Origin of the sequence: Kribbella sp. NPDC048915 (assembly GCF_040649595.1) — a bacterium.
Taxonomy (GTDB): Bacteria; Actinomycetota; Actinomycetes; order Propionibacteriales; family Kribbellaceae; genus Kribbella.
The window spans coordinates 1-23,962 of the sequence record NZ_JBEZFT010000102.1; the positions used below are offsets into that span (position 1 = coordinate 1).

The window sequence follows — 23,962 nt, forward strand, 5'->3', positions numbered from 1 at the left end:
CTGGCACAACGACCGAATCGGAGCACCCGTACTCCGGTCCATAACCGCCTACGACCACTGAGATCCCAGGCCCAGCCGTGCATCAATCATCTAGGTAGCAGCCAGCACAGAGGTCTGGCTGCCCGTCGGCGGCACGAGCCCTGATGGGCGCGACCCTGCCGCATCGGCCGCACACCCTGGGAGGTGCTTGGTAGCAGCCCGTGCAGACTGGACCATCTGCGGTATTGGCATGAACTGGACGCTGGGCACCGCAACGCACACATGCCCGCTGGGGACGCGGGGCGCAGGTTTGACAGAACACCGCGTCGTTGTCGCTCCGATTCGTTGGTGGCCTGAGCTGCCCGCATCTGTCGCACGCCTTCCAGAACAGCTCAGGGTCAGCGCGATAGCAGCGCCGGCAGATCGCTCCTTCAGCGACTCGCCGGACGATGTGGCCATAACGCCCGCAGCGGGCGCACTCCCGCAGCTCGGACCGGCCTGCACACCACCCGCAGCACCGGCCCGCAGCCGTGACCCGCGGCAACATGCGGTCACGGCGCCCGCAGATCGCACACGACGGCTGGCTGACCGCCTCACCGTAGCCGTCAGCCTCCAACTGCCGCAGCACCCGCACCAGCGCCACGGGGCAGTGCGGCGACGGGTTGACGAACGCGTCGGGCTGCTCGGACAGGTGCCGATCGAGCGCGTAAACAGCAGCTGGGTCCCAGGCCTTCGCCCGCACGAGGATCGCCTCGGCGGCTTCCTCAGTAAGCCTCGGCCGAATCCGGGCTTGCAGCTGTCCGATCAGGCACTCTCTGGCCTCGGCGAGTCTGCGATCCAGCTGTCGGCTTCGGGTCACGACTTGCCCGGCCGACGGATCACCGTTTTGGGTGGCGTGAGTGGTGTCGCAACCGTCTTGGCACCCGAGGCCTTGCGAATCTCCGTGTTGACGACCTCCGGCTTGATCAGGTCGTTCGGGGTGCACTGCAGGATGTCGCACAGCGCGACGAGGGTGTCCATGCTCATCCGCTGCGGGGGCTGGGTCACCAAGCGGTACACCTGTTCACGTGACAGCGTGACGCCGCGCTCGGCCAGGAGCGGCACCAGGTCCGAGGTCTGGAACAGGTCGCGCTCGGCCATCAGGTGCCGGAGCCGCCACTGGTAGCCCATCTTCTTGATCACGCCATCACGTCCCAGTCGTCACCGAGTCGGTTCTTCAACGCCGCCTCCAGCAGCTTGTTGCGGTACTCGTTCGAGACTCCCATGTAGATCGCCGTCGTGGCGGCGTGCGAGTGGCCGACTTGCTCCTGCACGAAGCGGGCCGGATACCCGAACTCGGTCAAGTGGGTGATGTAGCTGTGCCGCAGGCAGTGCAGATCCAGGTCCTTGTCGAGTCCAGCTGACTCACGCGCGGCGACGAACGCTTCGTTGATCGACCGCGGCGAGAGCCGCCCGGCCCGCTCGGTCACCCAGAGGGCGGGATGGCGCCCGGGCGAGAACTGCGGGCGAATCTCGGCCACCCACTGCTCGAGCACTCCGACGACCCAGTCCATCTCCGGGACCGTAAGCACGGTCCGCCGTTTGGGCGGCGAGCCCTTCTGGGCCTTACCGAATCGAACCATCACGCTGCCGAAGCTGCCGAACTGCGGGGCCTTCCGGTTACGCCGCAAATCGACCAGGTCGAGCCGGGACGACTCCGTACGGCGGGTCCCGAACGCGTAGACCGCCTTGAGCACCGCGGCGTCCCGCAGAGCGGCCATCGCGCCTTTCCGGCCCTGGCCGCGGATCCTGCCGGGTCGGGCGTCGGCGGCGTCAAACAAGGCCTGGACCTCGTCATAGTCCAGCGGGCGCCGGCGCGGGTCGCCCTCGTACTCGACGGTGTGCAGCACCGAGTTCCCCTCGTGGAACACCTGCTGCGGCACCTCACCGAACCGCTCCAAGCACACCCGCGCCCAGTCGTACCGTGCGTCGAGCAGATACCCCACGAACAGCCCGATCGTCACCTCGTAGTTGCGGGCCGTCGACATGCGGATCGGATCGTCCCCGCTTCGCAGATGAGCGATGAACGCCTCGCCCTCTGCCGGCGTCCACTGCCACGGATACAAACCAGTGAACTCCCCCATCCGCCCGATCAGCCGCAACCGCGAGCCGATCGTCTCCGGCCTCAGCAACCGGGCCGCCTGCTGCCGCGCCCAGCCCTCCTTCATCGCGCCGAACACAGCCGACGCCGGGTCGAGGTGGACCACGTTGCGGGCCAACAACAGGTGCGCTGCCCCGGGCTCTTCGATAGGCACCGACCCGTTGTATCAGATGCAACAATGTTGCCGCCAGGACCTGCACTGCTGGTCATCGCATGATCTGAACGCGTAGCCGATGACCTCGCAGGCTCGTGACCAGCACACTCAACCTTTCCGGCGCTGGGCGGAGAGTTGCATCGGATGCAATTCCTCCCGTTTGTGCTCCGGAACGTTCGCCCCGTCGCACTTTCCGCACCGCCACACACCGCCCACGGCACCAGCATGCGCTTGGCTATCAGCTCATGTCGCCGTACGGCGACCGGTTCGGCGGCGAGAGGCTGATTCCCTCGACCTGTGCCTTGGACCGGATCGCATCCTCGGACTGGCCCAGCTTGACGCTCATTACACCAACGGGCGTGTTCGCCCCGGCCAGTTCACGCAACTGTCGCGTCTGGTCATCGCTCCACTCCTCGCCGCTGTGACGGCTCGACTTCGCCTGAACCACTGTGCTTCCCTCCTCCGTCCGAGTCGTTGCTCCTGGCATCCAGTACCCAGCCAGACGCCCCACTCACGCAGATTGCGCGGGCCTCCGCCGTGGCCCGCTCCGATCCAGCGAGGGTAGAAACTGTCGGCAGGGGGTGGGATCGTGTTGTGGTATGGAGCTGACTGCCCGGGATTTCGAGCGGATACCGCGGACGAATCTGCGTGTGCCGGTGCGTGAGTTTGCTCGGTTGTGGCTGGCGGCTGAGCGTCGCGGCGATGCTCTGGCAGCTGAGGGTCGGGGCGACTGGTACTTGACCGGCGTGCAGATCACATGTCGCTGGCTGGCGTGTGCGTTCGTGACCTTCAACTTGCCGTCGGGAGCTGTCCGTGAACGCGCGTACGCTCCGATCACCGGTACCAGGCGGAAGGCATACGAGGAGCTGATCGCTGCGGAGGCTGAGGCTGCGGAGCGTGCGGTAGCTCGGGGTGGGTTGCCGGGTCGTCCGGGTCTGGCTGAGGGTGCGATGGCGACCTTGGCGTGGGCGTGGCGGCGTTCGGGTGTGCCGCCGATCGATATTGACCACGCGCAGGCGGGCTGACGACAGGTCGTTCGGCCCTCCCACGAGAAGCGGGCCTCAGGAGCCGTCGTTCGGCATCCCGAGGCCCGTTCTCGTCCGGCTGGGGGTTCCTCCACCCCAACAGTCAGGTGGCCCGTCGGCGTGGGTGGTGTGTTCCGGCGGTGAGTCCGGAGGTGATGGTGCGGTCGGCTTCGGTGCGGGGTAGGCCGATGCGCCCGGCTGCGGATACGAGTTCGTCGCGCGCGATGTGCGGGTCGAGCAGTTGCGCGCCGACGAGCTGGCCGAGTGCGAAGGCGGCGCGGTTGAGGGTGTCGTTGCGGTGGCCGGGTGTGGCGGCGAGGACTTTGTCGAGTTCGCCGGTGAGGGCCGCGAGGGTGTACGCGCTCGTGTTCTTCAGGTCGGGTGTGGTCCGCCGTTGTACGTCGGCGAGCTGTGTCGTGTCGAGGGCGTTGATGATCCATCTGGGCAGCGGCCGGGGTGACACGCTGCGGTCGGCGAGGTAGCGGCCGGCGGCGGTGATCGAGCCGGCACCGACGACGTAGCCGCCGTGTCCGCGGGTGTCGATCTTCCATCCGATGCGGCCGGCGCTGTTGCCGAGCTGCTCGGCGGCCGGTTGGCGGTAGTACAGGTGTTGTCCTCCCGAGGGGGTGGTCACGGTGTAGGTCGGCGGTAGCGAGGCGGCATGGTCGCCGGCCACGAGCGCGAGGACGTCGGCACCGCTTGCCGCGCCGCGCTCCCGCCAGGGTTCGGGTGCTTCGTCACGTGGGTTCTTGGGCTGGTCCAGGTCCACGACGAGCAGGCCTGAGGGTCCGGCGGCGACGCCGATGTTGTACGGGGCTTTGCGCCAGGTGCCGGCGATCGTGAGGTGGTCGGTGGTTGCTTGGTGTTCCCAGTCCTTGCGCACTGCGGGGACCTTGCGTCCGGGGACGAGCGGGAAGACGGCCATGCCGTGGTCGGCGTGCCAGTGTGCGGCGCGGCTGAGTGCCTGGTGGTCGGTGTCCGGCACTGGCCGAGCCCGGCGGCCGCTGGTCACGGTTCGAGGCCTTTCCGGTCGGGGTGTACTCGTTCGCTGCGGACTCGTTGTGCGGTCTGCTCTGTGGCCGGCTGTGTGGGCTGGTGCGTGTCGGCGTCGCGGAGTTCGAGGTAGACGCGGACGCCGAACGATCCGCGGTTGGGGTAGGCGCGGTCGGCGCCGGCGACCTGGAACTGGTCTCGCAGGTGCTCGACCAGTCGGGCGATCTCGTCGGGTTCTCCGGACAGCCGGACCTTGATCGTCATGCGGTCGCCTCCTGGTTCACGGCGGGCCAGGCGGATGTGCGGGTGTCGCCGTTGAACACCACGGTCAGCGGGCCGCGCTCGCAGAGCCCGTCGAAGTCGGTGCGGCCGGGAATGTCGTCGTCGGGGCAGGGCACGGTGACGGCGTAGTCGTCGCCGTCCTCGGTCTGGAACACGATCCACGGGGTGCCGTCGCGGTCGATCACCACAGGGGTGAGCGCGCGAGACACCAGCTCGATCAGTTCGTCGTAGGTCGTTAGCCGGGTTCCGTTCGGGACGCGTCCAGGCATGATCAGCTCTCTTCCGTAGCAGTGGTGGCAGTGGCGGTGGTGATTGGCCGGCCGTAGTGGGCGAGCTGGGGCACGCGCAGGTGCGGCCAGTGCCCGTCGGCCAGGAGCGTGTCGGTGTGGGTTCGCCCGGGCGTCCAGGTGGGGGCGTCGTCGCTGCCGGGCAATGGTGTGGTTTCGCGGGCGTGGGCGTAGAGGATGCTGGCCAGGTCGATCCCCCATCCGTCGGTCAGGTCGGGGCTTCTACCACCGGGGAACTGGTCGGTGTCGTTGGTGTCGTCGGCGTACCGGACGGTGATGGTGAGGTGTTCGGGGTAGCGGCTCGGGTCTTCGGCGCGCAGCTGCTCGAGGCGCGCTTGGGCGGTGGCGGTGAACCGTTGCCGGTACTCGGCCCGGTCACGCTTCTCCAGCTGGATGAACTGGTACTCGACGTCCTCGATGTGCTCCAGCTCGGCGAGCGTGAGCCGGTCGCGTGAGGGGGTCCATCGATCGCCGAACAGGCACTGGCCGATGTGGTTGAGGCTGGCGTCGTAGGCCTCGAACATGCCGAGGTCGTCCAGTTCGTAGACGCTGTTGACCACGATCTCGATCGGTTCGGTGCGATAGGTCAGCAGGTACTCGTCGTTGTAGCCGACGGTGCTGTGCAGCAGGCCTTCGACGCCGGCGGCTTCCCACGATCCGCGTCGGCCGGCGGTCACTGCCTCGGTGCTGCCGAGGTTCGCAGCGACTGTGGCGAGCAGGTGTGTGATGAACTCCGCGCCGTCGCCGGGCCGCTGGCCAGCGTTGATCGCACGAATCGCGCGCGTGACCGCGGTCGCGGCCACCTGGAAGTCGTCCGGTTCCGGCGGCAGAGTTTCCGGTAGTGGTCCGTTCAGGTTCGGGTCGTCGGGGTTCGGGGGTTCTACCAGCATCATCGATCTCCTTCGGTAGTTGACGGTTACGTGTCAGTTGCCGGGTGGCCGAGAGGCCGGACCTGGGGCGAGGTCCGGCCGACTGCGGGCCGGTCAGGCCTCGTCCTCGTACGGGTTCTCGCGGTGGAGTACGGCGCGCAGCCGGGCGCCGATCCACTCACCGACAGCGGGGGTGACGGCGTTGCCGTATCCGTCGACCTGGTCGCGGGCCGATCCCCACACGACGTAGGAGCCTTGGTGGTCGCCGAAGGTGACGTCGAAACCGCAGCCGCGGCCGATCTCGTGGGCGCCCATCATGCGGAAGTAGCAGTCTTCGAGCTTCAGTTCGGCCAGCGCGGTACGCCATTCGGCGGCGAGGACAGCCGTGGTGTCGCGGGAGGTGAGGGTGCCGAACGGGTCAAGGACCGGGTGGGGCGCGGTCTCGGTGCCGGTCGATCCGTTCTGCTTGTACCAACCGGAGAACAGCAGCCCCGGGGTCTGCTCGGCCGTGACGGTCGGCATCGCCTCGGCGTGCACCGTCGGGGTCGTGTTCTTCCGGAACGGCACCACACCACCAGACAGCGCGGCCGACGGGCGGTCAGTCAGCCCGGTGGAGAGTAGCCCCATGGTCTGCGATCCGACCTGTGTCGGCAGCGGCTCGGCGGCGCCGCGGGCGGCGCCCTGGTAGTTGTCCACGGCAAGCAGCACGGCCTTTTCGTGGGTGGCGGTGACGGTGTCCATCGGCTGGGTGATGTGCTGACCGTCGCCGTTGTGCCGGTGCGCCACCATGACCTGCCCGGTGGACAGGATCGCGGTCTCCTGCTGGCTGGTCTGCGTGGACAGCGGCTGCCAGGGGTGCCGCTCGGACCCGCGGGCTGCCTTGGCAGGCATCAGTACGGCGGGGAACTCGGCGAACCGCTGTCGGCATCGTTCGGCACGGGCCATCGTCGTGGCTGCCAGCGGCTTGTCCCGGTCACCGATGCGGGTGCCGAGGTTGGTCAGGTCGAGGGCGTCCAGGGACGGCGTGAACGACGGCACGACAGCCTTGCGGCAGCGCGGGCACCGGTAGTCGTACTGCTTGCCGTAGCAGACCGTCCCGGTCGCGGGGATGCCGGTGCGCCAGGTCCACACCGCCTCGACAACGGCCGAGCAGTGGTCGCACCAGGCCGCCGGCCGGTGCTCCAGGTCCGGGGTGGGCAGAGTCTTGTCCCAGAACACCCAGTAGCCGCGGTCGCGGGACTGCCCGACCCCGAAGAACATCGAGTTCAGGTACAGGATCTTGTGCCGGTAGCCCAGGTTCTCGAACTGCTTGAGCCACCAGCGGTGTGTGGACCCGTCACCGACCTTCCGCTTGCCGGGTACGAGGTGTCCCCAGGACTGCAGCTGGGTCGTGCACTCCACGAGGATGAGCCGCGGGTGGTGCTGCGCGGCGTAGTGCAGCACGCAGTTGGCCGTGGCCCGGTCACGCTCGGAGCGGGTGACTCGTTCGTCGTAGTCGGGGTCGTCCAGGTCGAACAGCGTCAGGCCCTGCTCGTAGGCCTTCATCGTGTTGGCCGGCGAGTGGTTGACGCAGGACACGCCTGCCGCCAGCAAGTCGCCCGGGGGCAGGTCGCGGGCGGAGTGGTAGTCGGCGGAGTCGGGGTTGGCCAGGTCGGCGATCCAGTGCTCGGTGGTGGGGTGGTTCGCCTCGTGGACCTCGACCTTGTAGGCGTTGTGGTTCGCGGCGGTGATCACGTCGAACCCGGCCCGCTCGATGCCCTGCGTCAGGCCACCGAACCCGGAGAACAGGTCAACGGCGACGAGGGTGTCGTGCCGGAAACGCCGGCGTACTGGCGCGGGACGGTGCGTGGCGACGCGACCGCTGCTCATCGCTTGGCTCCTTTGCGCTTGGGCTGGTTGGGGACGATGTAGAGCTCGGGGCAGCAGTACGGTGAGCCGCACTTGTGCGCCGGCGTGCACCAGGCCTGGCACGCGGTCCTCGATACGTTCTTGATTCGCCGGGTCCTCATGGGATCTGTCGCCTCCCGCTGGTGGGCTTGTGTGACGGCAGCCCCGTCCTTTGGGGCCTGCCGGCTACTGCCGTCTGCCGGGCCGCTAGAGGCTCCGAAGTCAAGGGGTTCTCGGCTGGTGGACAAGGAAATAAGCGAGCGCAGCGAGCGCCGCCGTCCTCCAGGCGAGAACCCCTTGACTTTGGAGGGGGCGGTCTGGCACCGCCCGCCAAACCCAGCCACAGAGGCTTTCCCTTCCCCGGCCGGAGGCCGGGGCCGCTCTCCCGCCCGCCAGGGGCGGGAGAGCCTGGCCAGCGCCTTTAGTCGTCGTAGCCGCCGAGTTCCAGCACCGGGCCGTGGTCATCACTGGCCTGCTCGGTGGTGCTGACCCGTGCGGTGGTGGCGTGGTCGGTGTGGGTGTCGTCGGCGTGCCAGCGGGCGAGTTCTTCGGCGCGGGCCTCGGCGTCGTCGGCTGCCGCGTGGCGTTCTTCGGCTTCGCGGCGGTGCTGAATCTCGATCAACGCCCGCTGCGCCCGGCGCACCGCTTCGGCGGTCTCGTCTGCGGACGGAACCCGCGGCACATCGGATTCCGCGACCTGTTCTTCGTCGGCGGCCACCTCGCGGATGTCGGCCGGTGCCAGATTCTCCTGCGCGGCACGGTCCTCGACCGGCTCGGCTGGCTTGGCTTTGTCGGCCTCCGCGACCGCTTCGGGAGTGTTGCCGTCGGCCACTATCTCCGCGTCAAGGTATTCGTCGTCAGCGACGTCGGGTTCCGTGACCTTGCTGGGCAGCTGGTCGTCAACGAGTTCGGCTTCTACGAACTCGTCGCCCAGCTGGGCGGTCGCGAAGTCTCGAGCGCGGGCTTCGGCGACCTCGGTCAGGTCGTGCTCATCGACCACGTCGAACTCGTCGGCGGCGGACTGCTCAGCATCGGCGGTGTCGAGCCATTCCTCGGGGGTGGGTCCGTCGTCGCTGTTGTCGATGCCGCGTTCCTCCAGTTCGGCCTCGGCGCGTTCGGCGTTCGCGCGGGTTTCTGCGGTGTGCGCCCACCAGACGGCGCGGGCGTCGTCCGCGAGCTGCAACTCGGCGGCGCGAGCGTCCAGAGCCTGGGCCAGCGCTTTGGCCTGCTCTGCTTCGGCGAGCAGCTGCTCACGCATGGTGCCGTCGTCGCGGGCGGCGGCTTCGGCGGCACGGAGTGCAGCGGTGCGGCGTTCCCGTTCTGCGGACTGGCGGGTGCCGGCGAGTTCCTCGGCGACGTACGGCGGTGCCCATGCCTTCTCGCGTTCGTAGGCGCGGACGCGAACCCGCAGTTGACCGTTCGACATCTCGGTCTCCGCGCGGTCAGCCTCCGGTCTGCCGAGTGCTCGCCACGCGGCGCGCCAGGAGGCGTATTGCTCGACCTGACCCGGCTTGGGTGCCTTGCCGAGCGCGTCGTCTGTGGCCTCGTGGGCCATGACTTCGCGGTGCGCGGCCACCGTTCCGGCGCGGCGAATCCACTCGTCGCGTTCGTTGCCGGGCTCGGTCGGTGGCTGGTCGAAGGCCTCAATCGCCCACTGCGGCCGTTCGGCGGCAACCTGTTCGCCGAGCTGGGCGGCGCGTGCGTCGGCCTCGGACGCGAGGCTGGACAGGTATGCCGACCACTTGGGGTCCTCGATCTGCGGGAGCCGGTCAGTGAAACTGTCGCCGAGTGGATCGAGTGTGCCGGCGGTGTTTTTGATCCGGTCTTGGATGACGTAGCTGACCTTGCGGGCGTCGTCCAGCGAGCGCTGCTGGATCGCGTCGGTCAGGACCTGGCGCGGGTCGTGTCCGGCCAGCTCGGCTCGGCGCAGCAGCGTCTGGAGGGTGCCGGCGCCGTCCTCGACGGCCAGCTTGGTGCGCTGGTCGGGCGTGAGCACCCCGGCGTCGGTGAGTTCGTCCAGCCAGCGGGCTGTGCGGCCGGCGGTGGCGAGCGCGATGCCGTCGGCGAGCAGTTCGGCCGGTGTCCGGAGCCGATCGGCGTCGGCGGCGTCTTCGGCGGCGGTCCGCAACGCCGACAGCTGCGGGTCGTCCATGTCGAACGCGGCGCGCAGCACCGACAGCGCCGACCGTTTCGCGGCGTCGTTGGTCTCGCCGTATTCGGCTTCGCCGGACAGTGACTGGGTGACGACGTGCGCGGTGTTCGCGACCCGCCCGCGGCTCATCGCGACGTACAGCGCATACACAGACGTGTTCTGCGTGGCGACCAGGTGACTGGAGTCAACGGTCAGGCCTTGGGAGGAGTGGACGGTGGCGGCGTAGGCCAACGCCACCCAGTCCTGGACGTAGGTCGCGGGCAGCACCATGGTTTCGTCAGCCACGGGCTGGCGGGTGCCCCGGGTCAGCGGCGCGACCCGCAGCCCGCCGTCGTCCAGGACCTCGACCACCTTGAACTCGTCGCGGTTGAACGCGGCCCGCTTGTTGCCGCGGTAGCCGTTCAAGTGCCACGCGTTGAGCCTGGTCTGGATCAGGTCGCCGGCACCGACCCGGTTCCCGGTCGAAGACAGCCAGGCGGTGCGCTCGTCGTCCACCTGGCCGTACCCGACCAGCCGCGCACGCAGCTGCGCGGACAGCTCGGCCGCCTGGGCGTTGGTGTCCACGATCAGCAGGGCATGGCGCCCGTTGAGATGGTCGGCCAGCCACGCGTCCGCCGCCGACCGTTGCGCGGCTTCGAGGTGTCCGCCGTCGAGAATGCGTCCCTGCTTGTGGTACTCGCCGAGCACCGACTCGTCGCCCTCGCGAAGCCGCAGCGACGCCGGTCCTTCCCATCCGGCGGTGAAGCGGCGGGTTTCGCTCAGCTCATGGTGCAGTGCGTTCGCGGTCACCAACTCCATGCCGCCGCCGGCACCGACCGCGGCGAGCTGGCGGTGGTCACCAACCAGCAGCAGCTTCGCGCCGGCGTCGCCACAGTAGGTCTGGATCTGGGCCAGGTCAGTGGTGTTGGCCATCGCGGACTCGTCCACGACCACCAGATCGCCGTCGCGCAGCGACCAGGCCTGGTCCTCGGTCGCGGCCGACCCGTCGCCGAGCCGCTGCTGGGTCATCAGCCACCGGGTGATGTTCTTCGCGGTGACGCCGTCGACCGCGAGCACCTCGGTCGCGACCTGGGACGCGGCCAGCCCGACCAGCCGTCGCTGCTGCCCGCCCCACAGGCTCGGGTCTTCCCACGCCTTCGCCAGCGCGCCGACGACGCGGGACTTGCCGGTGCCGGCCGGGCCGACGAGCGTCTCGACCTTCGCGCCGGAGGTGAGAACGCCGCGCACCGCGGCCTCCTGATCGGCGCCGAGCTGGAGACCGTCGGCAGTCAGCCGCTCCACGAACGCCTGCACGCACGGCAGGCTCATCGCGACGGCGCCGCGGGCGTAGCCGGACGCGGCGAGCTGCCGTTCGGCCTTGACGTGATCCGGGGTCACGTACCGGGTCGCGCCCGGAGCCGAGTACGCCGACGAGCCGTCACCCCGGCGCAGCTCGTCCGGCAGGTCCGAGAGTTCGCCGGCGCTGTGGCCAGGACGGTCGGCATCGACCTGCTGCGCGAGCTTCAGGCCGCGCTCAGTGAGCCGATCCAGTAGCCGCGCGATCTTCGCCGGTTTCATGTTTCCGAGGTTGTCCGGCAGCGCGTTGCTGATCGCGCGGGTCAGGTCCGCCTGCCGCCAGGTCGCGTGCTTGGCCTGCACGTCGGCCAGCGCCGTCTCGAGAACCTTGGCCTGGTTGATGCGGCCCGGCAGCCACTGGCGTTGCTGCAACGCGAGCACGTCGCGGGCGACCTTGCCGAGTCCCCCGCGGACCTCGGCGCGCAGCTGCCGGTCCCACCGCTCCAGCCGCTGCTCGACGGTCTCACCGTCGTGGGACTTGGCCTTGCGGGTCGCCAGCGACGCCTCCTGCTGGATGTAGGCCATCTCCAGGTTGTTCGGCTTGCGGCCCATCTTGGCCTCGAACGCGGCCACCATCGGCGCGGTCTTCTTCGTGATCGCCTTGCGGCGCGAGGAGAACAGGTCCATCGCGGCCTGGTCGATGCCGACGATCTCGCGGGCCTTGCCGTCGGGCCGCTCCTTGAACTGCACGCCGAGTGCCTTGATCAGGTGCTGTTCCATCACTCGCTCGCCGACCGCGCCGGCAGCCGGTTTCCATCGGTGCAGCGCCTGCCCGTCGATGGTGCGCCACTTGCCGTCGGGTCCCTGCACGCGGTTGAGGATCGCGTTGTGGATGTGCAGCTGCGGGTCGTGCTCGCGGCTGTCGTGCTGGAAGAACGACGCGATCGTCCAGCCGTGCGCGTCGGCCCACCGACCCGTGACACCGCCGAAGCGGCCGACGCGGGTGTAGCCGGCCTTGTCCTGCAGGTAGTTCAGCGCCGCCACGTTCCCGGCCCAGATCGCGTCCTCGACCGCCTGGCGGTGCTTGCCCCACTGCACCGCTTCCCGCTCCGCCCGGTGCACCGCACCGCGGTAGTGGTGCACCGCTTCCCGGTCCAGCGGTGCACCGGTGCGCTCGGCGTCAGCCAGTGCGGCTTCGAGTGCACCGCGCGCCCGCTCCGCTGCGGTGCGGGCCTGGACCTCCTGGGCCTCGAACGCGGTGTGCAGGACCGTGACCGACTTCTGCGGACTGAACGTGGCGTCGTGGAACGACACGTTCTTGCGCACCGCTTTGCCTGCCAGTGCACGCAGATCGGCGCGGCGCTCCGGTGATGCACCGGGCTCCTTGGCCAGCGCATCGGCGTACACCTGTTCCTCGGACTTGTAGTTGCGGCCGGTGTGGCCGAGGGTCTCGGCCTCGTCCCATCGCGCCGGGTCCCGGAACGCCTCGTCGCGCGGGTCGATGAACCGCTCATACAGCGCGGTCATGTCCTGGTTGTTGACCTCGCCGGACAGCCCGAGCGCCTCCGCGCCCGTGCCGAACCACTGCCCGGGCGGCTCGCCGGCCGCCACGGCGCCGGTGTAGTAGTTCTCCCGGCCGGTCGCGACCGAGCCGGTCAAGTAGCTGGCACTGTGACCGCTGCGCACGCTCAGCACGAGGCACCCCCAGCCCCCCGCGCGCCCGTCGCGCCCGGCGCAGCAGCGGCGCCAGCCACCGCCGGCGGCAGGCCGACACGACGACGCGAAGCGGAGTCAAGGCTCCATTTGATCGTGATGCATGGGTGTGCATCATCAATCTTTGGTCTGTGGTCTCTGCTGCTGGCTGTTGCTCGAACGGATTCTGAGGTGATGGCTGCTAACGCGCTGGTTGCATGGTGACTGGTGGTAGCTCGGTTGCTCTTGGGTTTGTTCATCGGCTGCTGCTCGATTCGAGTTCGCGGCTGCTGTTGGTCTCGGTGGTGATCGCGTTGTTGGCGTCGTCCGGGTTGCCGTCGGGGTTGTCGGCGGTGATGTTGTCGGGGTCGGTTTCACCGGCCTCCGTGACGAGTTGGAGCTGACCGCGGATCTGCGGTGTCGCGGGATCGCGGTCGCCCGCCCCGGAGCCAGTGGAGTCGGCCCACCCGGCGAGTTCGGCGAGGCGCTTGGCGCGGGCGGTGCCGACACCGGTGGCTCGGCGGATGGCGCGCTGGCTCATCGGCTCGCCGTTTTGCTCGGTCGCGGAGTGGTGGCGCACCACCACGAGCAGTTCGTCGTCGGTGCGCTCGTCGCTGGCCGAGGAGTGCGGCCTGGGGGTCGCCTCGGTGCGGCTGGCGGTGCGGTGCGGTTCGTGCACCGGTGCGGGCGCACCGCCAGAGGTGTTGTCGTGCACCGGTGCAGTCGGCGTCGTCGGTGCGGTGCGGGCCGGGGGGTGCACCGGTGCACCGGGCGTGATGGTGGCTGGTGCACCGGTGCGGAGTGCACCGAGCAGGTAGGCGAGCAGCCACAGCGGTGCACCCGGCTGCTCGGCACGGACAGCCAGGTCGGTTCGCTCGACGGTCGTGGCGGTTTCGTCCGGTGCGCTCGCACGGGTCAGCCCGAGCGCGGCGGAGTCAACCAGCGCGAGCAGCTCACCCGGTGTGAGCCGTCCGGTGGCCGGAAGCAGCGCGGCCAGTTCGCCGGCCGACAGCAGGCCGTCGCGGATTGTCTGCAACGCCGCGGTCCGGGCGGACCTGGCCGCATCGAAGGACCACAGCTTGTGGCTGGGGCACAGCGTCGCGAGACGCGACGCCATCCGGACGACCTGCTGGACCAGCGCCCGCGCCGCGGCCGGGTCCGCGTCATGCTGAGCGCCGGTCCGCGACAGGTGCAGCCAAACACGGGTCGTAATCACCGGGGAGGTGATCCAGGTCAGCGCCGACAGCCGCGGCTTCGCGGGCTGCGCGAGCCGCAGGTGCAGCCGCAGCAGGTGCGCGAGCATCTCGACCAGTACGGCGTAGGCCAGCGGAGCGAGCGCGTGCGCGACCGCGTCCGCGATCCCGTGCGCGGTGTCGATGTTCAGCCACACGGTGCCGCCGATGAACACGTACGTCGTGACCAGCGCGCCTGGAATCCGCCACCCGCGCGTCAACGCGGCCAGCCGCAGCGCGGTGCAGGCCACGATCATGCCGTCGGCAACCAACGGCACCAACGGGCTGTCGAACTTGTCCGACACGGCCTCGAACGAGCGGGCACCGCCGATCCCGGCAACGCCGAGCGCGGCGACGACCGCCACTACGATCAGCACGAGCCGGGTCGTCAGCCGCCCGGCCTCGACCGCGGCGCCGACGCCGCGAACCGCGCGCCGTCCGGTGAAGATCAGCCCGGTGAGGACAGCGCCGAGCAGCAGCACGCCAGCGACGCCGGCGGCGATCATCGGCCAGGTGATCGCGCCCAGCTGGTCGAGCCTGTCGAGCAGGTTGATGGACAGGGTGATCATCGCTGGCCTCCAGCGGTTGAGTTCGGTACGGCGGCCAGGCCGTGTGAGCCGCTGCGGTCACCGCGGCGGCCGGCCTTGATCTGCTCGGGGGTGGGTGCCGGGCCGTTGTCGTCGCGGCCGGTGGTCCACCAGGTGACGAACGGGTCGGCGTCGGCCGCCAGCGGGACGGTGACCGCGCGCTGCCCTGCGGGCTCGCGGTGCGCGAGCACGTCACAGGCCGGGGCGTACTCGCCGATGCGGCGGGTGACACCGGGGCGCTGGCGGTCGTGCCAGTCACCGACGAGCTTGTTCGACGCCTCGTCGCCTTCGTAGGCGGTCGTCCAGGCGTCCATCAGCCACAGCAGTTCCTCAACGATCTCGGGGTGCCACAGCCAGCACGGCGGCAACGTCTCCCGAGCGGTCGCGTAGCGCAGATAGGTGGCCTCCATCCATGGCAGCAGCTCGCTGAGCACCGACTGCACAGCGGACTCGTCGTCCTCGGGCAGCCGCAGCCACGACCGCACCGACTCCACATCGCTGCTGTCGCTGGCGTTGTGGGCCTTTCCGCGTCCGGCGCCGGGACCGGCCGCTAGGCGGGTCAAGAGGTCCTCAAACGAGGCGACCGTGTTGCCGAGCGAGGCAACGGTGTCGTTCAGCCGGGCCACGGCGGTCTTCGACGCGGTCTGCTGCAGACCCTTCTTCATGGCGGCCACGTCGCGGGTCAGTGACTCGACCGAGCGGGCCAGGCCGGCGACTGCCGCGAGGGCGGCGATGCCGGGGTCCTTCTCGTCGTCGTGCTGCATCAGGCCACTCCTCTCTCGTCCCACTCCGTTTGGTTGCTGTCGGCCCGCTCCGCGCTGAGGCGCGCAGCCTCGTCGGCATGCCAGCGGGCGAGCTGCTCGTCGCGCTCAGAGGTGGCCGCCACCTGGGCGGCGTCCAGCCGGGACTCGGTCCTGGCCAGCGCCTCGGCGGCCCGGTCACCCGCGGCACGGACCTTGTCCTGTCGCTCGGCAGTGCCGGCGTCGTGCTCGTCGTCGGTGTCGTCGTCGGCGTCGTGCTGCCAGGCCTGGACAGTGCGCCACCCGCCGGTTCCGGCCGGCGATTGGTCGGTGGGCGTGACACCGGCGGCGTGGCAGTCGCCGCACAGCTGGTCGGTGGTGCGCACGCAGTGCTCGACCGGGCCGCACCCGGCGCAGACCTTCCGCGCAGCCAAGGCCTTGTTCACCGCGGCGAGCTGCTTGCCACTCGGGGTCCGTTTCGCCTTGGCCTTGTCGTCCACGTACAGCCAGGCGAACCGCCGATCGCGCTTCCACGTCAACCGCGCGAACGGCTCCTGCCCACCACGGGACAGGCCGCGCTCGCGCAGCTGTCGCCGGGTGGACAGCCCGGACGGGGCCTGTCCGAATCGGAACTCGGGCAGGCCGTTGCGGACCCGGCCCGGCCAGCGCCGGCCGTCCCACAACTGCACCCACTCCACGCCGCCGGTCACAGGGCCGGTCACGACGTCACCGCCTCGGTGTAGTAGCGGATCGGCTTGCCGGTCTGCTCGGCGTAGGCGATCTCGCGGCGGGTGGACTCGCCGACATAGCCGCCGGGGTTGACCACGTAGACCCAGTCGGCCCGGTCGATCTTGGCCAGGTGCAGCGCGTCCAGCTGCCGCTTCTGCCAACCGGTGATCACGTCGCCGGTATGGGCGAACACGCCCGGGGCGAGCACGATGTGCCCGGCCAGGGTCAGGTCGCGGTTCGTGGCGGCGATCTCGTCACGGAACCGGGTGGAGCCACAGATCACCACCACGTCCGCGGTCACCAGCGGAGTCATGACCGGCTCCCCTCGTCGGACCGGGCAGCGTCGCCGGACAGCTCGCGCGGCCGGTCCTGCAGGCGGTCCCCGGGTCGCGCGGTCTGGGCGGTCTCGGCGCGGGCTGCCAGCGCCGCACGGGCGCTGCGCATCGCGCCGGACAGCCGGACCCGGGCGACGAGCTCGCGGGCCGGGTCGTTGGCCTCCAGCCACGACACCCCAGCATCCAGCCGCGCGGCCGTGGCGCTGGTGATCCGTCGTACGACGGGCGCGGTCAGGCGCTGCCGTGCTGCCGCAGCGCGGTCGAGCCCGGCGAGCAGCTGGTCGCGCAGCCACGCGGTGTCGGTGAGCAGCCTGCCGCCGAGCCGGTTCTCGAGCGCGGTCAGCAGGCGGCTGGTCCACTGGACGGTGCGGCGGTTGTGGAACCGCTCCATGCGCAAGTCGCGCCGGTTCCACGCCATGCGGACTCGGCCGATCGCGGGCGGCGTGCCGCGGGTGATGATCAGCGCCTGCCCAGCACGCAGCTGCGCGACCTGGCCCGGGGTGAGGACCGGGACGCGGCGGTCGCTGATCGAGACCCCGCCGGTGGTGCGGTCGCGGGTCGCGACCTGCTCCAGACGTTCCCCGCACAGCGTGGACCAGAACTGCAGATCGTCGTCGTCGCTCGTGCCGGCCAGCACGACCTTCGTGGTGACGTTGGTCAGCAGCGCACCGGTCGCGGCCTCGCCGAACCGGTCCCGCAGCTGGGCACGGGACTGCGCGGAGATGTGCAGCGTGATCCCGCGGGACCCGAAGTCACCGGTCCACCGGTCGAGCGGGATCAGGCAGATCAGCGCGGCCTCGTCCAGCACCATCGTCAACTGCGGGTCCAACCGGCGGCCCGGGGTCCGGACTGCGAGGGTCTTGGCCTGGCGGGCGATGTGCGCGGTCAGGGCGGTGACGAGCGGCGCGGTCTTCTTGTCCTCGGCGCCCAGCAGGTACACGGTGCCGGTCTCGGCCAGCAGCCGCTCCACGTCGAACGGGACGCCACCCGGTGCCGCCGCGGCGGCGGCGGTCGGGACCGACAGCCAGCTGAGCGCGGGCATGATGGTGGTGGAGATGCTGGAGCGGGTGCGCTCGTTGTTGGTGAAGAACTGCATCGCCTGCTGCTCGAACCCTGTCGCGTTCGCCACGCGCAGCTCCCACAGCGCGTCGGACTTGGCCTGGTCGTCGGGGTGCGCGATCCAGCGCTGAACGTCGGCCATCGTGTAGGGGCCGAGCGCGGCGGCGTGCAGCAGCGCGGTCAGCGCCTGCCGGGCCAGGTTCAGCCAGTGCTCGGCGTCGTCGGACTTCGCGCCGACCCCGTCAAGCAGGTCCGCCGCGCGGTCCATCGCCACGCCGGGGTCGGTGCAGCCGGTCAGCGGGTCGAACGTGATCGTGGACCCGTCGTCGGTCAGGCCGTCGGGGTCGAACACCCACACCGGGCCACGCTTGGCTCGCTGGGTCCGGGTGATATCGAGAATGTCGGTCTTCGTGGAGGTGGCGATCACCGCACCAGGCGCGTCCAGCAGGTGGTTCATCATCAGGCCGGTCTTGCCCGCTCGCGGCCCGGCGACGGTGAGCGTGTGGTCCTCTGCTGAGGACCGGACCTTGACCCAGCCGACGGTGGCAACGGTCGCGCCGATCTGCGTGAGCGGTACGAACCGCCGCTTCCACCCGGGCACCTCGGCCAGCGAGGGGCGGACGATCTTGGCCTTCTTGCGCAGCATCCGCGCCGACGACACCCGCCGCACGTCCCAGCCCGACGCCAGGCCGTCGGTGACGCGGCCGGCGCGGCCGAGACGGCGCAGGAGCCCGCGCGAGCTGGACCGCGACCGCAGTGTGAACCCGGCCGTGGCGACCAGCACCAACCCGGCAGCGACCAGCAGTTGCCACCAATGCTGCGAGGCCTGCACGGAGCCCGGTAGCGCGTGCAGCACGAACCCGGCGAAGCCGAGCCACAGCGCGAACGCGAGACCGCCGCCGACCGGACGGTTCACCGCCACGAGCGCGAGCGTGATCAGCAGCAAGACACCACCCGCGATCACCCAGCCGGCCGCGTCACCGGGCGCGCCGAGCCGCAGCCCGACCGATCCGGCCAGCAGCATCCACAACGGGGCGGCGATCAGCGCGCCGTGCATCAGCCGCCAAAACAGCAGCCCGGCCGTCACCAGCCCGACCACGCCAGTCGCGGCAGTCCAGTAGCCCAGCTCGGTCAGGCTCGGCGTGTTGTCCCAGACGACCGCGCCGATGCCGAGCGCCGTGAGCGCGACCATGGCCAGAGTGAAGTGCGGGACCATCGCACCCTCGGTCCGGGTCGGGCGGCGCATCATCGCGCACCCCCGACACCCGCCGCGACCAGCACGCCGGCCACCGCGAACACCGCACCACCCACCGCAGCGACGAACGACAGCCGCAGCCACTGATGCTTCGTCCACGCGATATCGGCCAGCCGCCTGCGCGCCCTTGCCGGCCACCCCGACCTTTCCTTGCGCGATGGTCTGCACGAGGCTCTCGCTGCGGTCGCGGCCTCGCACTCCGACACCTGCGACCTCGACGACCCGGGTACGCCGTGCGCGGCGGTCGGGATCCTGCGTGTTGGCGCCGATCAGGTGGACACGCTCGCTTTGTCGGACGTGACGGTTCTGGTCGAGAACGGGGAAGGCCCCCTAGTCACATGCGATCTCCGAATCGAGGAGATCGCTGGGACCGAGCCTGATGCGGTTGCTGGCCTGAAATTCAATACCCCCGAGCACAAGGCCGCGTTGGCCGAACTCGTCAGCACGCAGACGAGGACCCGCAATCGCCCGGACGGCTGGTGGGTAGCAGCCGCTGAGCCTGAAGCGGCCTGCCACGCACTGGTCAACAGCTATCCGCGGTCGGGCGTACGTCGGCTCGCGATCTTCTCGGACGGCGCTACACGCCCGGTTGACCAGATGGGCTTGTACGGCTGGCCCGAGTACCTGGATCTGCTGGACAAGGTCGGCCCGGCAAAGCTGATCGACCACGTCCGCGAGATCGAAGTAGCCGATCCTGACGGCGAGCGTTACCCCCGTACCAAGCGGCACGACGACGCGACCCTGGCGAGCTGGTGCGCTCCGACGGTCAGTGCTCAGGCGTACCGATCGGGCTTGGCCTGGCAAGCTACGTGACGGAATGCCCGAGCCGGATGGCGGTCTGGATCACGGCGCGAGGGCCACGTACGTAGTCAGAACCGCATCGTCGCCAGGCCTCCGGACGATCAACTCGAAGTCGTCGATCTCCTGCGGCTGGGAACCATGGCGCTTCACGGCCCCGAGCAGCAGTCGATGGAGCGATCCGGTATCGCCGGGATCGGCCTGCGTCTCCAGGCTGGCTACGGTGACACCAAGCCTGCGGACCTCCAGCTTGATTGCTTCAGGGCCGAAGGGCATCGGAGCAGGCGGCCCTTCCAGGGCCGCGTCAGCGACCTCAACAGTTGGCGCAGCCGCTTGCCGGGGAGCGACCAAGGTCGGCCGGCCAGGCTCGACGCGGACCAATCCCCACTCGCTAAGCAGCTGCACGGCACGCTGGGCCGTCGACGGCGAGACGCGGTTCTGCCGACCGATCTCCTTGACCGGCGGCATTTGCAGACCGACGACCAGGCTGCCGGCGTAGATACGATCACGCAGCTCAACCGCGAGCTTCTCGAATGGGTGCTTCGGCTCGAACTCGACCCTCGGTGGAAGGTCGGCAGCCCGCGGACGTGCGGGCATCCGCGGCGTAACGGTGCTGGCTGCCCGTTGGTCCGCCTCGGATACCCAAGCCGAGTAGTGGCGTCCCGTCGTAGCACCACCACCACCATGTCCGTGGCGGCCGGCGACCGTGCGGATGTCGACGCCGGCCGACAACAGCTCGGTTGCGTTGTACGTGCGAAGCTTGTGGATCGAGGTCTCGATCCCGAGCCGAGTCACCAACCTGCTGTACCGCTGCGTCACCGAATCGGGCTTCAGGTGGGTCTCCCCCAGCGGGTCGCGAGAGAACATGAACGCGTCGCGTGCGAGCTTCTTCCCCAATCCACGTGCGCGCTGTTCGCAGCGGTCTCGATGCTCAGAGAGCACCGCAACGCTCTCAGGATCGAGAACGATCCGTCGGTCGTCCTCGTTCTTGGTGTCCTTCTCCCACGTCTCTTTGCCGTACTGGCCGATTGCGCGCTGGACGTGGATAACCCCTCTGTCGAGGTCAACGTGGCGCCAGCGGATACCGCACAGCTCGCCGCGGCGGTTGCCGGCCACCATGGTCAACCAGATCAGTGCCCCCCAGTCGGGGTCCTTCCACGCTTCGTTGACGATTGCTGCGGCGTCCTCCACGGATGGTGGCCGTGGCCTCGGCTTTGGGGGTGACGGTGGCTCGGCGAAGTCGATCGGGTTGAGGGTGACCCACTTCAGGCGGACCGCTCGCCGGAATGCTCCGCTGAGGATCTGGTGAATGTAGAGGATGCTCGACTCACTGAGCGCCTCACACACGTGGGGCTTGCAGCGCTCGTCGCACTCGTGCGCCCGATCGGTGCGGTGATCGATCCGAGGCTTCTTGTTGCAGTGGTCTCGGCACCGACGCAGCTCGGAATAGAACGAGTCCATCACGCCCGCGTCGACGGCGCGGACCTTGACCCGACCGATCGTGCGGACGATGTGCTTGTCGGATTGGCTGCGGTAGTTCTTCGCTGTCTTGAACCCGAGCTTGGCGTCAGCCAGGTGCCGCTCAAGGAGCTGCTCGACAGTCGCATCCGTTCGGGGATGACGCCGCTCGTAGACCTCCAAACGGAAGCGGGTGAGTACCGTTTCCGCCTGTTCCTCAGCCTTCGGCCCGGCGGGGATCGTCTCCCGCAAGTACACCCGGTCCTTCGTGATCGGGTCGCGGCCGGCGAACACACTGACACGGAGCGATCCCGACGGCAGGGTCTCGATCCCGCCGAGTTGACGCTTCGGTTTCGCCTTTTCCTTGGCCACGAACGGCAGCTTACGACCGACTGGCTCCACGACCGGCACCACGGAGGGGTGGAACGAAGAAACCCCCAGGGTCAGAAAGTAGCCTCTGACCTGGGGGTTTGGGTGGAGCCGCCTGTCGGAATCGAACCGACGACCTTCTCATTACGAGTGAGACGCTCTGCCGACTGAGCTAAGGCGGCGGGTGCCGAGGCAAGAGTGTAGCGGGATGAGGGCGTGGATTCCGAATCGGATACTCGCGCGGGCCGTCCGCTGTGGCGGGGGTCACCTCCGGCGAGTCCGGATGGCGGGGTACGGCGGGGCCGCGGCGCGTTCGCGTTCGGAGGGGCGGCACGCCCCGCATCCGTAGAGGGCAGCGCGACTCAATCCGGACGCGGCGCGTGACTCCGGACGGTGGCTGCGCGTGAGGCCCGAGGTGGCTGCGCGTGGGTCCGGATGGTGGCGGCGCCTAGGGCCGGAGGGGTGTGGGCGCAGGGCGTGGTCGAGGGCGGAGTGTGGTCGGGTAGTGGCCGTACGGAGGTGGGGGTCATCACGCTGTGGGCGTCGGGCGTCGGGCTCGGCCAGCGTCAGGCTCGGCGGGCGGGGCGGGGGCCGGGGGGCGGGGCCGGGCCCCGGGGGCGATGGCGATGGTGGTGGTCTGAGGGATCCGTCTGACGGGAATGCGGAACCCGTGGGCGGGAATGCGCGTCGGAGGGGTGCGAAACGGAGTACGGAAGAAATGATTTGGGAAATGCGTTGACTTCCGTGTGGGCGATGGGTGAGACTATTTCCCGCTGGAGTCGAGAGTTGAGGAGAAGCAACGTGACCGGGATGCGGATGTCGAGTGAGGCCTGGCGGCTGTGCCGCGCGGCTTTGCCGACGTGCCTGCGATCCGTCGGGAACGAGCCCTTCTATCACCAGCTCAGCCCGCAAATGGGCGGCTCACCTGGGTGATCTCTCCGTGTGGGGAGCTCTCAGGAGCCGTCTGAGCCGGGAGCCGGCAGCAGGCGGCTCCTTTCTTTTGCCCGGAAACGGGTCATCGCCGGTGTGCAATGGTTGCGGACCGGATTCCAAACCCGCGTCATGAGGGTTCGATTCCCTCCATCGGTGCTTTCTCCGGTATTCACGGATATCGGCATGCCAATTGACAACTGGACATTTATCGCATTTTCTCCCGGCCGTCGTTCGGCCGGGAGAGGACCAGCTGTAGGCCAGCGGCCAGGCCACCTCATTTGGGTTGAGGAGATCGGAGGTTCGAGTGGGTTGAGGAGATCGGAGGTTCGAGTCCCCCCAGCTGGACCAGGCGCCCGCAGGATGCTCTGCTACCGGCCGAGCGGGCGCCACAAGCGTGCCCCGTGACGGAAATCCGCTGTACATCCGGCGCGGGGCACCGGACGCCCGTGGTTCAAGCGGAGAGAGCGCCTGCCTACGAAGCAGGAGAGTGCAGGTTCGAGTCCTGCCGGGCGTGCTGTGTCCGAGGTCGAAGTGGGCGAGGCGCCGGGATGTGGACCCGGAGGAAGCGGGTTCGAGCCCCGCCGGACACCCTCAGTAGTACGTCGTCGCCGTACGCAACGATCCATCGCCAAGCAGTACGCCGACGCGCACGAGGTCGCCGTACGCGCGTCCGTCGGCGTACCCGGAAACTGCACGGAAACGAATAACGCACTACACACTCGCGGCTCTGGCCCAACTGGGAGAGGCGCCTGGCTTAGCCTCGATCCACCGATGGACTGGGGTGAGTTGGCGGGAGTGAGCGTGCTGTGACGCGAGAATGCCCTTGCGTGCTGGGAGATTGGGACTTGTCGAAGGTTCCGAAGCTCTCAACCCGAAAGGGCATCTCTGAGGTGCAACTCTCTCATAGGCCGCGGTCGATGGTGGCGAAGTTCGATGATCCGAATCTGGTGTCGTCGGCTGGTCTGGTCCCGGGGGATGGCGTTGGCGGCGTCGGCAGGGCTGCGGGAGCTTGCCGATGAGCGTCTGAGCGTGCCGACGGACAAGGGCGCGAACGCGGGGTTGAAGGTGTCGTCGCTGGTTGCTGGGATGGTGGCCGGTGCGGACTCGATCGACGACATGGCGTTGTTGCGGCATGGCGGGATGGGCCGGGTGTTCGACCACGCGTATGCGCCCTCGACCCTGGGGTCGTTCCTGCGCAGTTTCACCTTTGGTCACGTGCGCCAGCTCGACGCGGTCGCGTCGCGGTTCCTGACCGGGCTGGCCGACCGGACGCCGCTGATCGGCGAGTCCGGCAACGGCGAGCGCGGCGGGTTCGTGCTGGTCGATGTCGATGACACGATCGTCGAGGTGCACGGCTATGCCAAGCAGGGTGCGGGGTTCGGGTACTGCGGGGTGCGTGGGCTGAACGCGCTGCTGGCCACAGTCAGCACCAGTGGAACCGCGCCGGTCGTGGTGGCGCAGCGGCTGCGGAAGGGATCGGTCGGCTCGCCGCGCGGCGCCAAGCGTCTGGTCACCGACGCGCTGAAGACCGTGCGCGGACTGCGCGGTGTGTCGGGTGCGTCGGGCGGCAGCACCGAGGGCAGGCTGCTGGTGCGGGCGGACTCGGCGTTCTACGGCCGCGGCCTGGTGCTGGCCGGGGTCCGTGCCGGCGCCGATGTCTCGGTGACCGTCCGCCTCGACAAGCGAGTCAAGGCCGCGCTCGCGGCCATCGCCGACGATGCGGATGCGTGGA

General features: G+C 69.4%; 15 protein-coding genes, 4 tRNA genes and 1 pseudogene. 5 read left to right on the forward strand and 15 right to left on the reverse strand.

Going from position 1 to position 23,962, the window contains the following annotated elements; translation table 11 throughout:
• Window positions 1-834: 834 nt before the first annotated feature.
• From AB0B82_RS32020 to AB0B82_RS32080, 13 genes are all read right to left on the reverse strand, one after another.
• Window positions 835-1,161, reverse strand: a complete 327-nt coding sequence (locus tag AB0B82_RS32020) for a helix-turn-helix transcriptional regulator (protein ID WP_360177116.1) — start codon at window positions 1,159-1,161, stop codon at window positions 835-837.
• Window positions 1,158-2,273: a tyrosine-type recombinase/integrase gene (locus AB0B82_RS32025; protein WP_360177119.1), complete on the reverse strand. Its 1,116-nt coding sequence runs from the start codon at window positions 2,271-2,273 to the stop codon at window positions 1,158-1,160. The genes AB0B82_RS32020 and AB0B82_RS32025 overlap by 4 nt, the downstream gene beginning before the upstream one ends.
• A 1,128-nt stretch (window positions 2,274-3,401) precedes the next feature.
• Complete coding sequence (locus tag AB0B82_RS32030; RefSeq protein ID WP_360177121.1) at window positions 3,402-4,283, reverse strand: bifunctional DNA primase/polymerase; 882 nt, start codon at window positions 4,281-4,283, stop codon at window positions 3,402-3,404.
• A gap of 23 nt (window positions 4,284-4,306) precedes the next feature.
• On the reverse strand, window positions 4,307-4,555 hold the full coding sequence (locus AB0B82_RS32035) for a hypothetical protein (RefSeq protein ID WP_360177124.1): 249 nt from the start codon (window positions 4,553-4,555) through the stop codon (window positions 4,307-4,309).
• Complete coding sequence (locus AB0B82_RS32040; RefSeq protein ID WP_360177127.1) at window positions 4,552-4,842, reverse strand: hypothetical protein; 291 nt, start codon at window positions 4,840-4,842, stop codon at window positions 4,552-4,554. Before AB0B82_RS32040 ends, AB0B82_RS32035 begins: the two co-directional genes overlap by 4 nt.
• Before the next feature lie 2 nt (window positions 4,843-4,844).
• Window positions 4,845-5,750 (reverse strand): hypothetical protein, encoded by a 906-nt coding sequence (locus AB0B82_RS32045; protein ID WP_360177130.1) that lies wholly within the window; start codon window positions 5,748-5,750, stop codon window positions 4,845-4,847.
• A gap of 93 nt (window positions 5,751-5,843) precedes the next feature.
• Complete coding sequence (locus tag AB0B82_RS32050) at window positions 5,844-7,598, reverse strand: DNA cytosine methyltransferase (RefSeq protein WP_360177133.1); 1,755 nt, start codon at window positions 7,596-7,598, stop codon at window positions 5,844-5,846.
• 439 nt (window positions 7,599-8,037) lie between these two features.
• The gene (mobF, locus tag AB0B82_RS32055; RefSeq protein WP_360177136.1) at window positions 8,038-12,738 is read right to left on the reverse strand and encodes a MobF family relaxase; all 4,701 of its coding nucleotides are present in this window, start codon (window positions 12,736-12,738) and stop codon (window positions 8,038-8,040) included.
• 253 nt (window positions 12,739-12,991) lie between these two features.
• A complete protein-coding gene (locus AB0B82_RS32060) occupies window positions 12,992-14,536 on the reverse strand; it encodes a DUF2637 domain-containing protein (RefSeq protein ID WP_360177139.1) in 1,545 nt (514 codons plus the stop codon).
• On the reverse strand, window positions 14,533-15,318 hold the full coding sequence (locus AB0B82_RS32065; RefSeq protein ID WP_360177142.1) for a hypothetical protein: 786 nt from the start codon (window positions 15,316-15,318) through the stop codon (window positions 14,533-14,535). Before AB0B82_RS32065 ends, AB0B82_RS32060 begins: the two co-directional genes overlap by 4 nt.
• Window positions 15,318-16,016: an RRQRL motif-containing zinc-binding protein gene (locus AB0B82_RS32070; protein WP_360177145.1), complete on the reverse strand. Its 699-nt coding sequence runs from the start codon at window positions 16,014-16,016 to the stop codon at window positions 15,318-15,320. Before AB0B82_RS32070 ends, AB0B82_RS32065 begins: the two co-directional genes overlap by 1 nt.
• The gene (locus tag AB0B82_RS32075) at window positions 16,013-16,336 is read right to left on the reverse strand and encodes a hypothetical protein (RefSeq protein WP_360177148.1); all 324 of its coding nucleotides are present in this window, start codon (window positions 16,334-16,336) and stop codon (window positions 16,013-16,015) included. Before AB0B82_RS32075 ends, AB0B82_RS32070 begins: the two co-directional genes overlap by 4 nt.
• Entirely contained in the window at window positions 16,333-18,666 is a 2,334-nt protein-coding gene (locus tag AB0B82_RS32080) for a type IV secretory system conjugative DNA transfer family protein (protein WP_360177151.1), read from the reverse strand. Before AB0B82_RS32080 ends, AB0B82_RS32075 begins: the two co-directional genes overlap by 4 nt.
• 279 nt (window positions 18,667-18,945) lie before the next feature.
• Between AB0B82_RS32080 and AB0B82_RS32085 the strand changes: the two genes are divergently transcribed.
• Window positions 18,946-19,485: a hypothetical protein gene (locus AB0B82_RS32085; RefSeq protein ID WP_360177154.1), complete on the forward strand. Its 540-nt coding sequence runs from the start codon at window positions 18,946-18,948 to the stop codon at window positions 19,483-19,485.
• A gap of 30 nt (window positions 19,486-19,515) precedes the next feature.
• Here the strand turns inward: AB0B82_RS32085 and AB0B82_RS32090 are convergent, their stop codons facing one another.
• Together AB0B82_RS32090 and AB0B82_RS32095 are read right to left on the reverse strand one after the other, a co-directional pair.
• Window positions 19,516-21,300 (reverse strand): tyrosine-type recombinase/integrase, encoded by a 1,785-nt coding sequence (locus tag AB0B82_RS32090; protein ID WP_360177157.1) that lies wholly within the window; start codon window positions 21,298-21,300, stop codon window positions 19,516-19,518.
• A gap of 103 nt (window positions 21,301-21,403) precedes the next feature.
• Window positions 21,404-21,479, reverse strand: a tRNA-Thr gene (locus AB0B82_RS32095).
• Window positions 21,480-22,476: 997 nt separating this feature from the next.
• Here AB0B82_RS32095 and AB0B82_RS32100 point away from each other — a divergent pair.
• From AB0B82_RS32100 to AB0B82_RS32115, 4 genes and pseudogenes are all read left to right on the forward strand, one after another.
• Window positions 22,477-22,578, forward strand: a tRNA-OTHER gene (locus AB0B82_RS32100).
• Between the two features lie 92 nt (window positions 22,579-22,670).
• A tRNA-Arg gene (locus AB0B82_RS32105) sits at window positions 22,671-22,744 on the forward strand.
• A gap of 2 nt (window positions 22,745-22,746) precedes the next feature.
• Window positions 22,747-22,820: transfer RNA gene (locus tag AB0B82_RS32110), tRNA-His, on the forward strand.
• A gap of 300 nt (window positions 22,821-23,120) precedes the next feature.
• Window positions 23,121-23,962: pseudogene (locus tag AB0B82_RS32115) on the forward strand (IS1380 family transposase); the annotation flags it as partial.

Excerpts from the sequence above, each read along its gene's own strand:
- AB0B82_RS32045 (WP_360177130.1), bottom strand. The coding sequence starts at position 5,750 with ATGCTGGTAGAACCCCCGAACCCCGACGACCCGAACCTGAACGGACCA.
- AB0B82_RS32050 (WP_360177133.1), bottom strand. The coding sequence starts at position 7,598 with ATGAGCAGCGGTCGCGTCGCCACGCACCGTCCCGCGCCAGTACGCCGG.
- AB0B82_RS32040 (WP_360177127.1), bottom strand. The coding sequence starts at position 4,842 with ATGCCTGGACGCGTCCCGAACGGAACCCGGCTAACGACCTACGACGAA.
- AB0B82_RS32065 (WP_360177142.1), bottom strand. The coding sequence starts at position 15,318 with ATGCAGCACGACGACGAGAAGGACCCCGGCATCGCCGCCCTCGCGGCA.
- AB0B82_RS32035 (WP_360177124.1), bottom strand. The coding sequence starts at position 4,555 with ATGACGATCAAGGTCCGGCTGTCCGGAGAACCCGACGAGATCGCCCGA.
- AB0B82_RS32075 (WP_360177148.1), bottom strand. The coding sequence starts at position 16,336 with ATGACTCCGCTGGTGACCGCGGACGTGGTGGTGATCTGTGGCTCCACC.
- AB0B82_RS32080 (WP_360177151.1), bottom strand. The coding sequence starts at position 18,666 with ATGATGCGCCGCCCGACCCGGACCGAGGGTGCGATGGTCCCGCACTTC.
- AB0B82_RS32060 (WP_360177139.1), bottom strand. The coding sequence starts at position 14,536 with ATGATCACCCTGTCCATCAACCTGCTCGACAGGCTCGACCAGCTGGGC.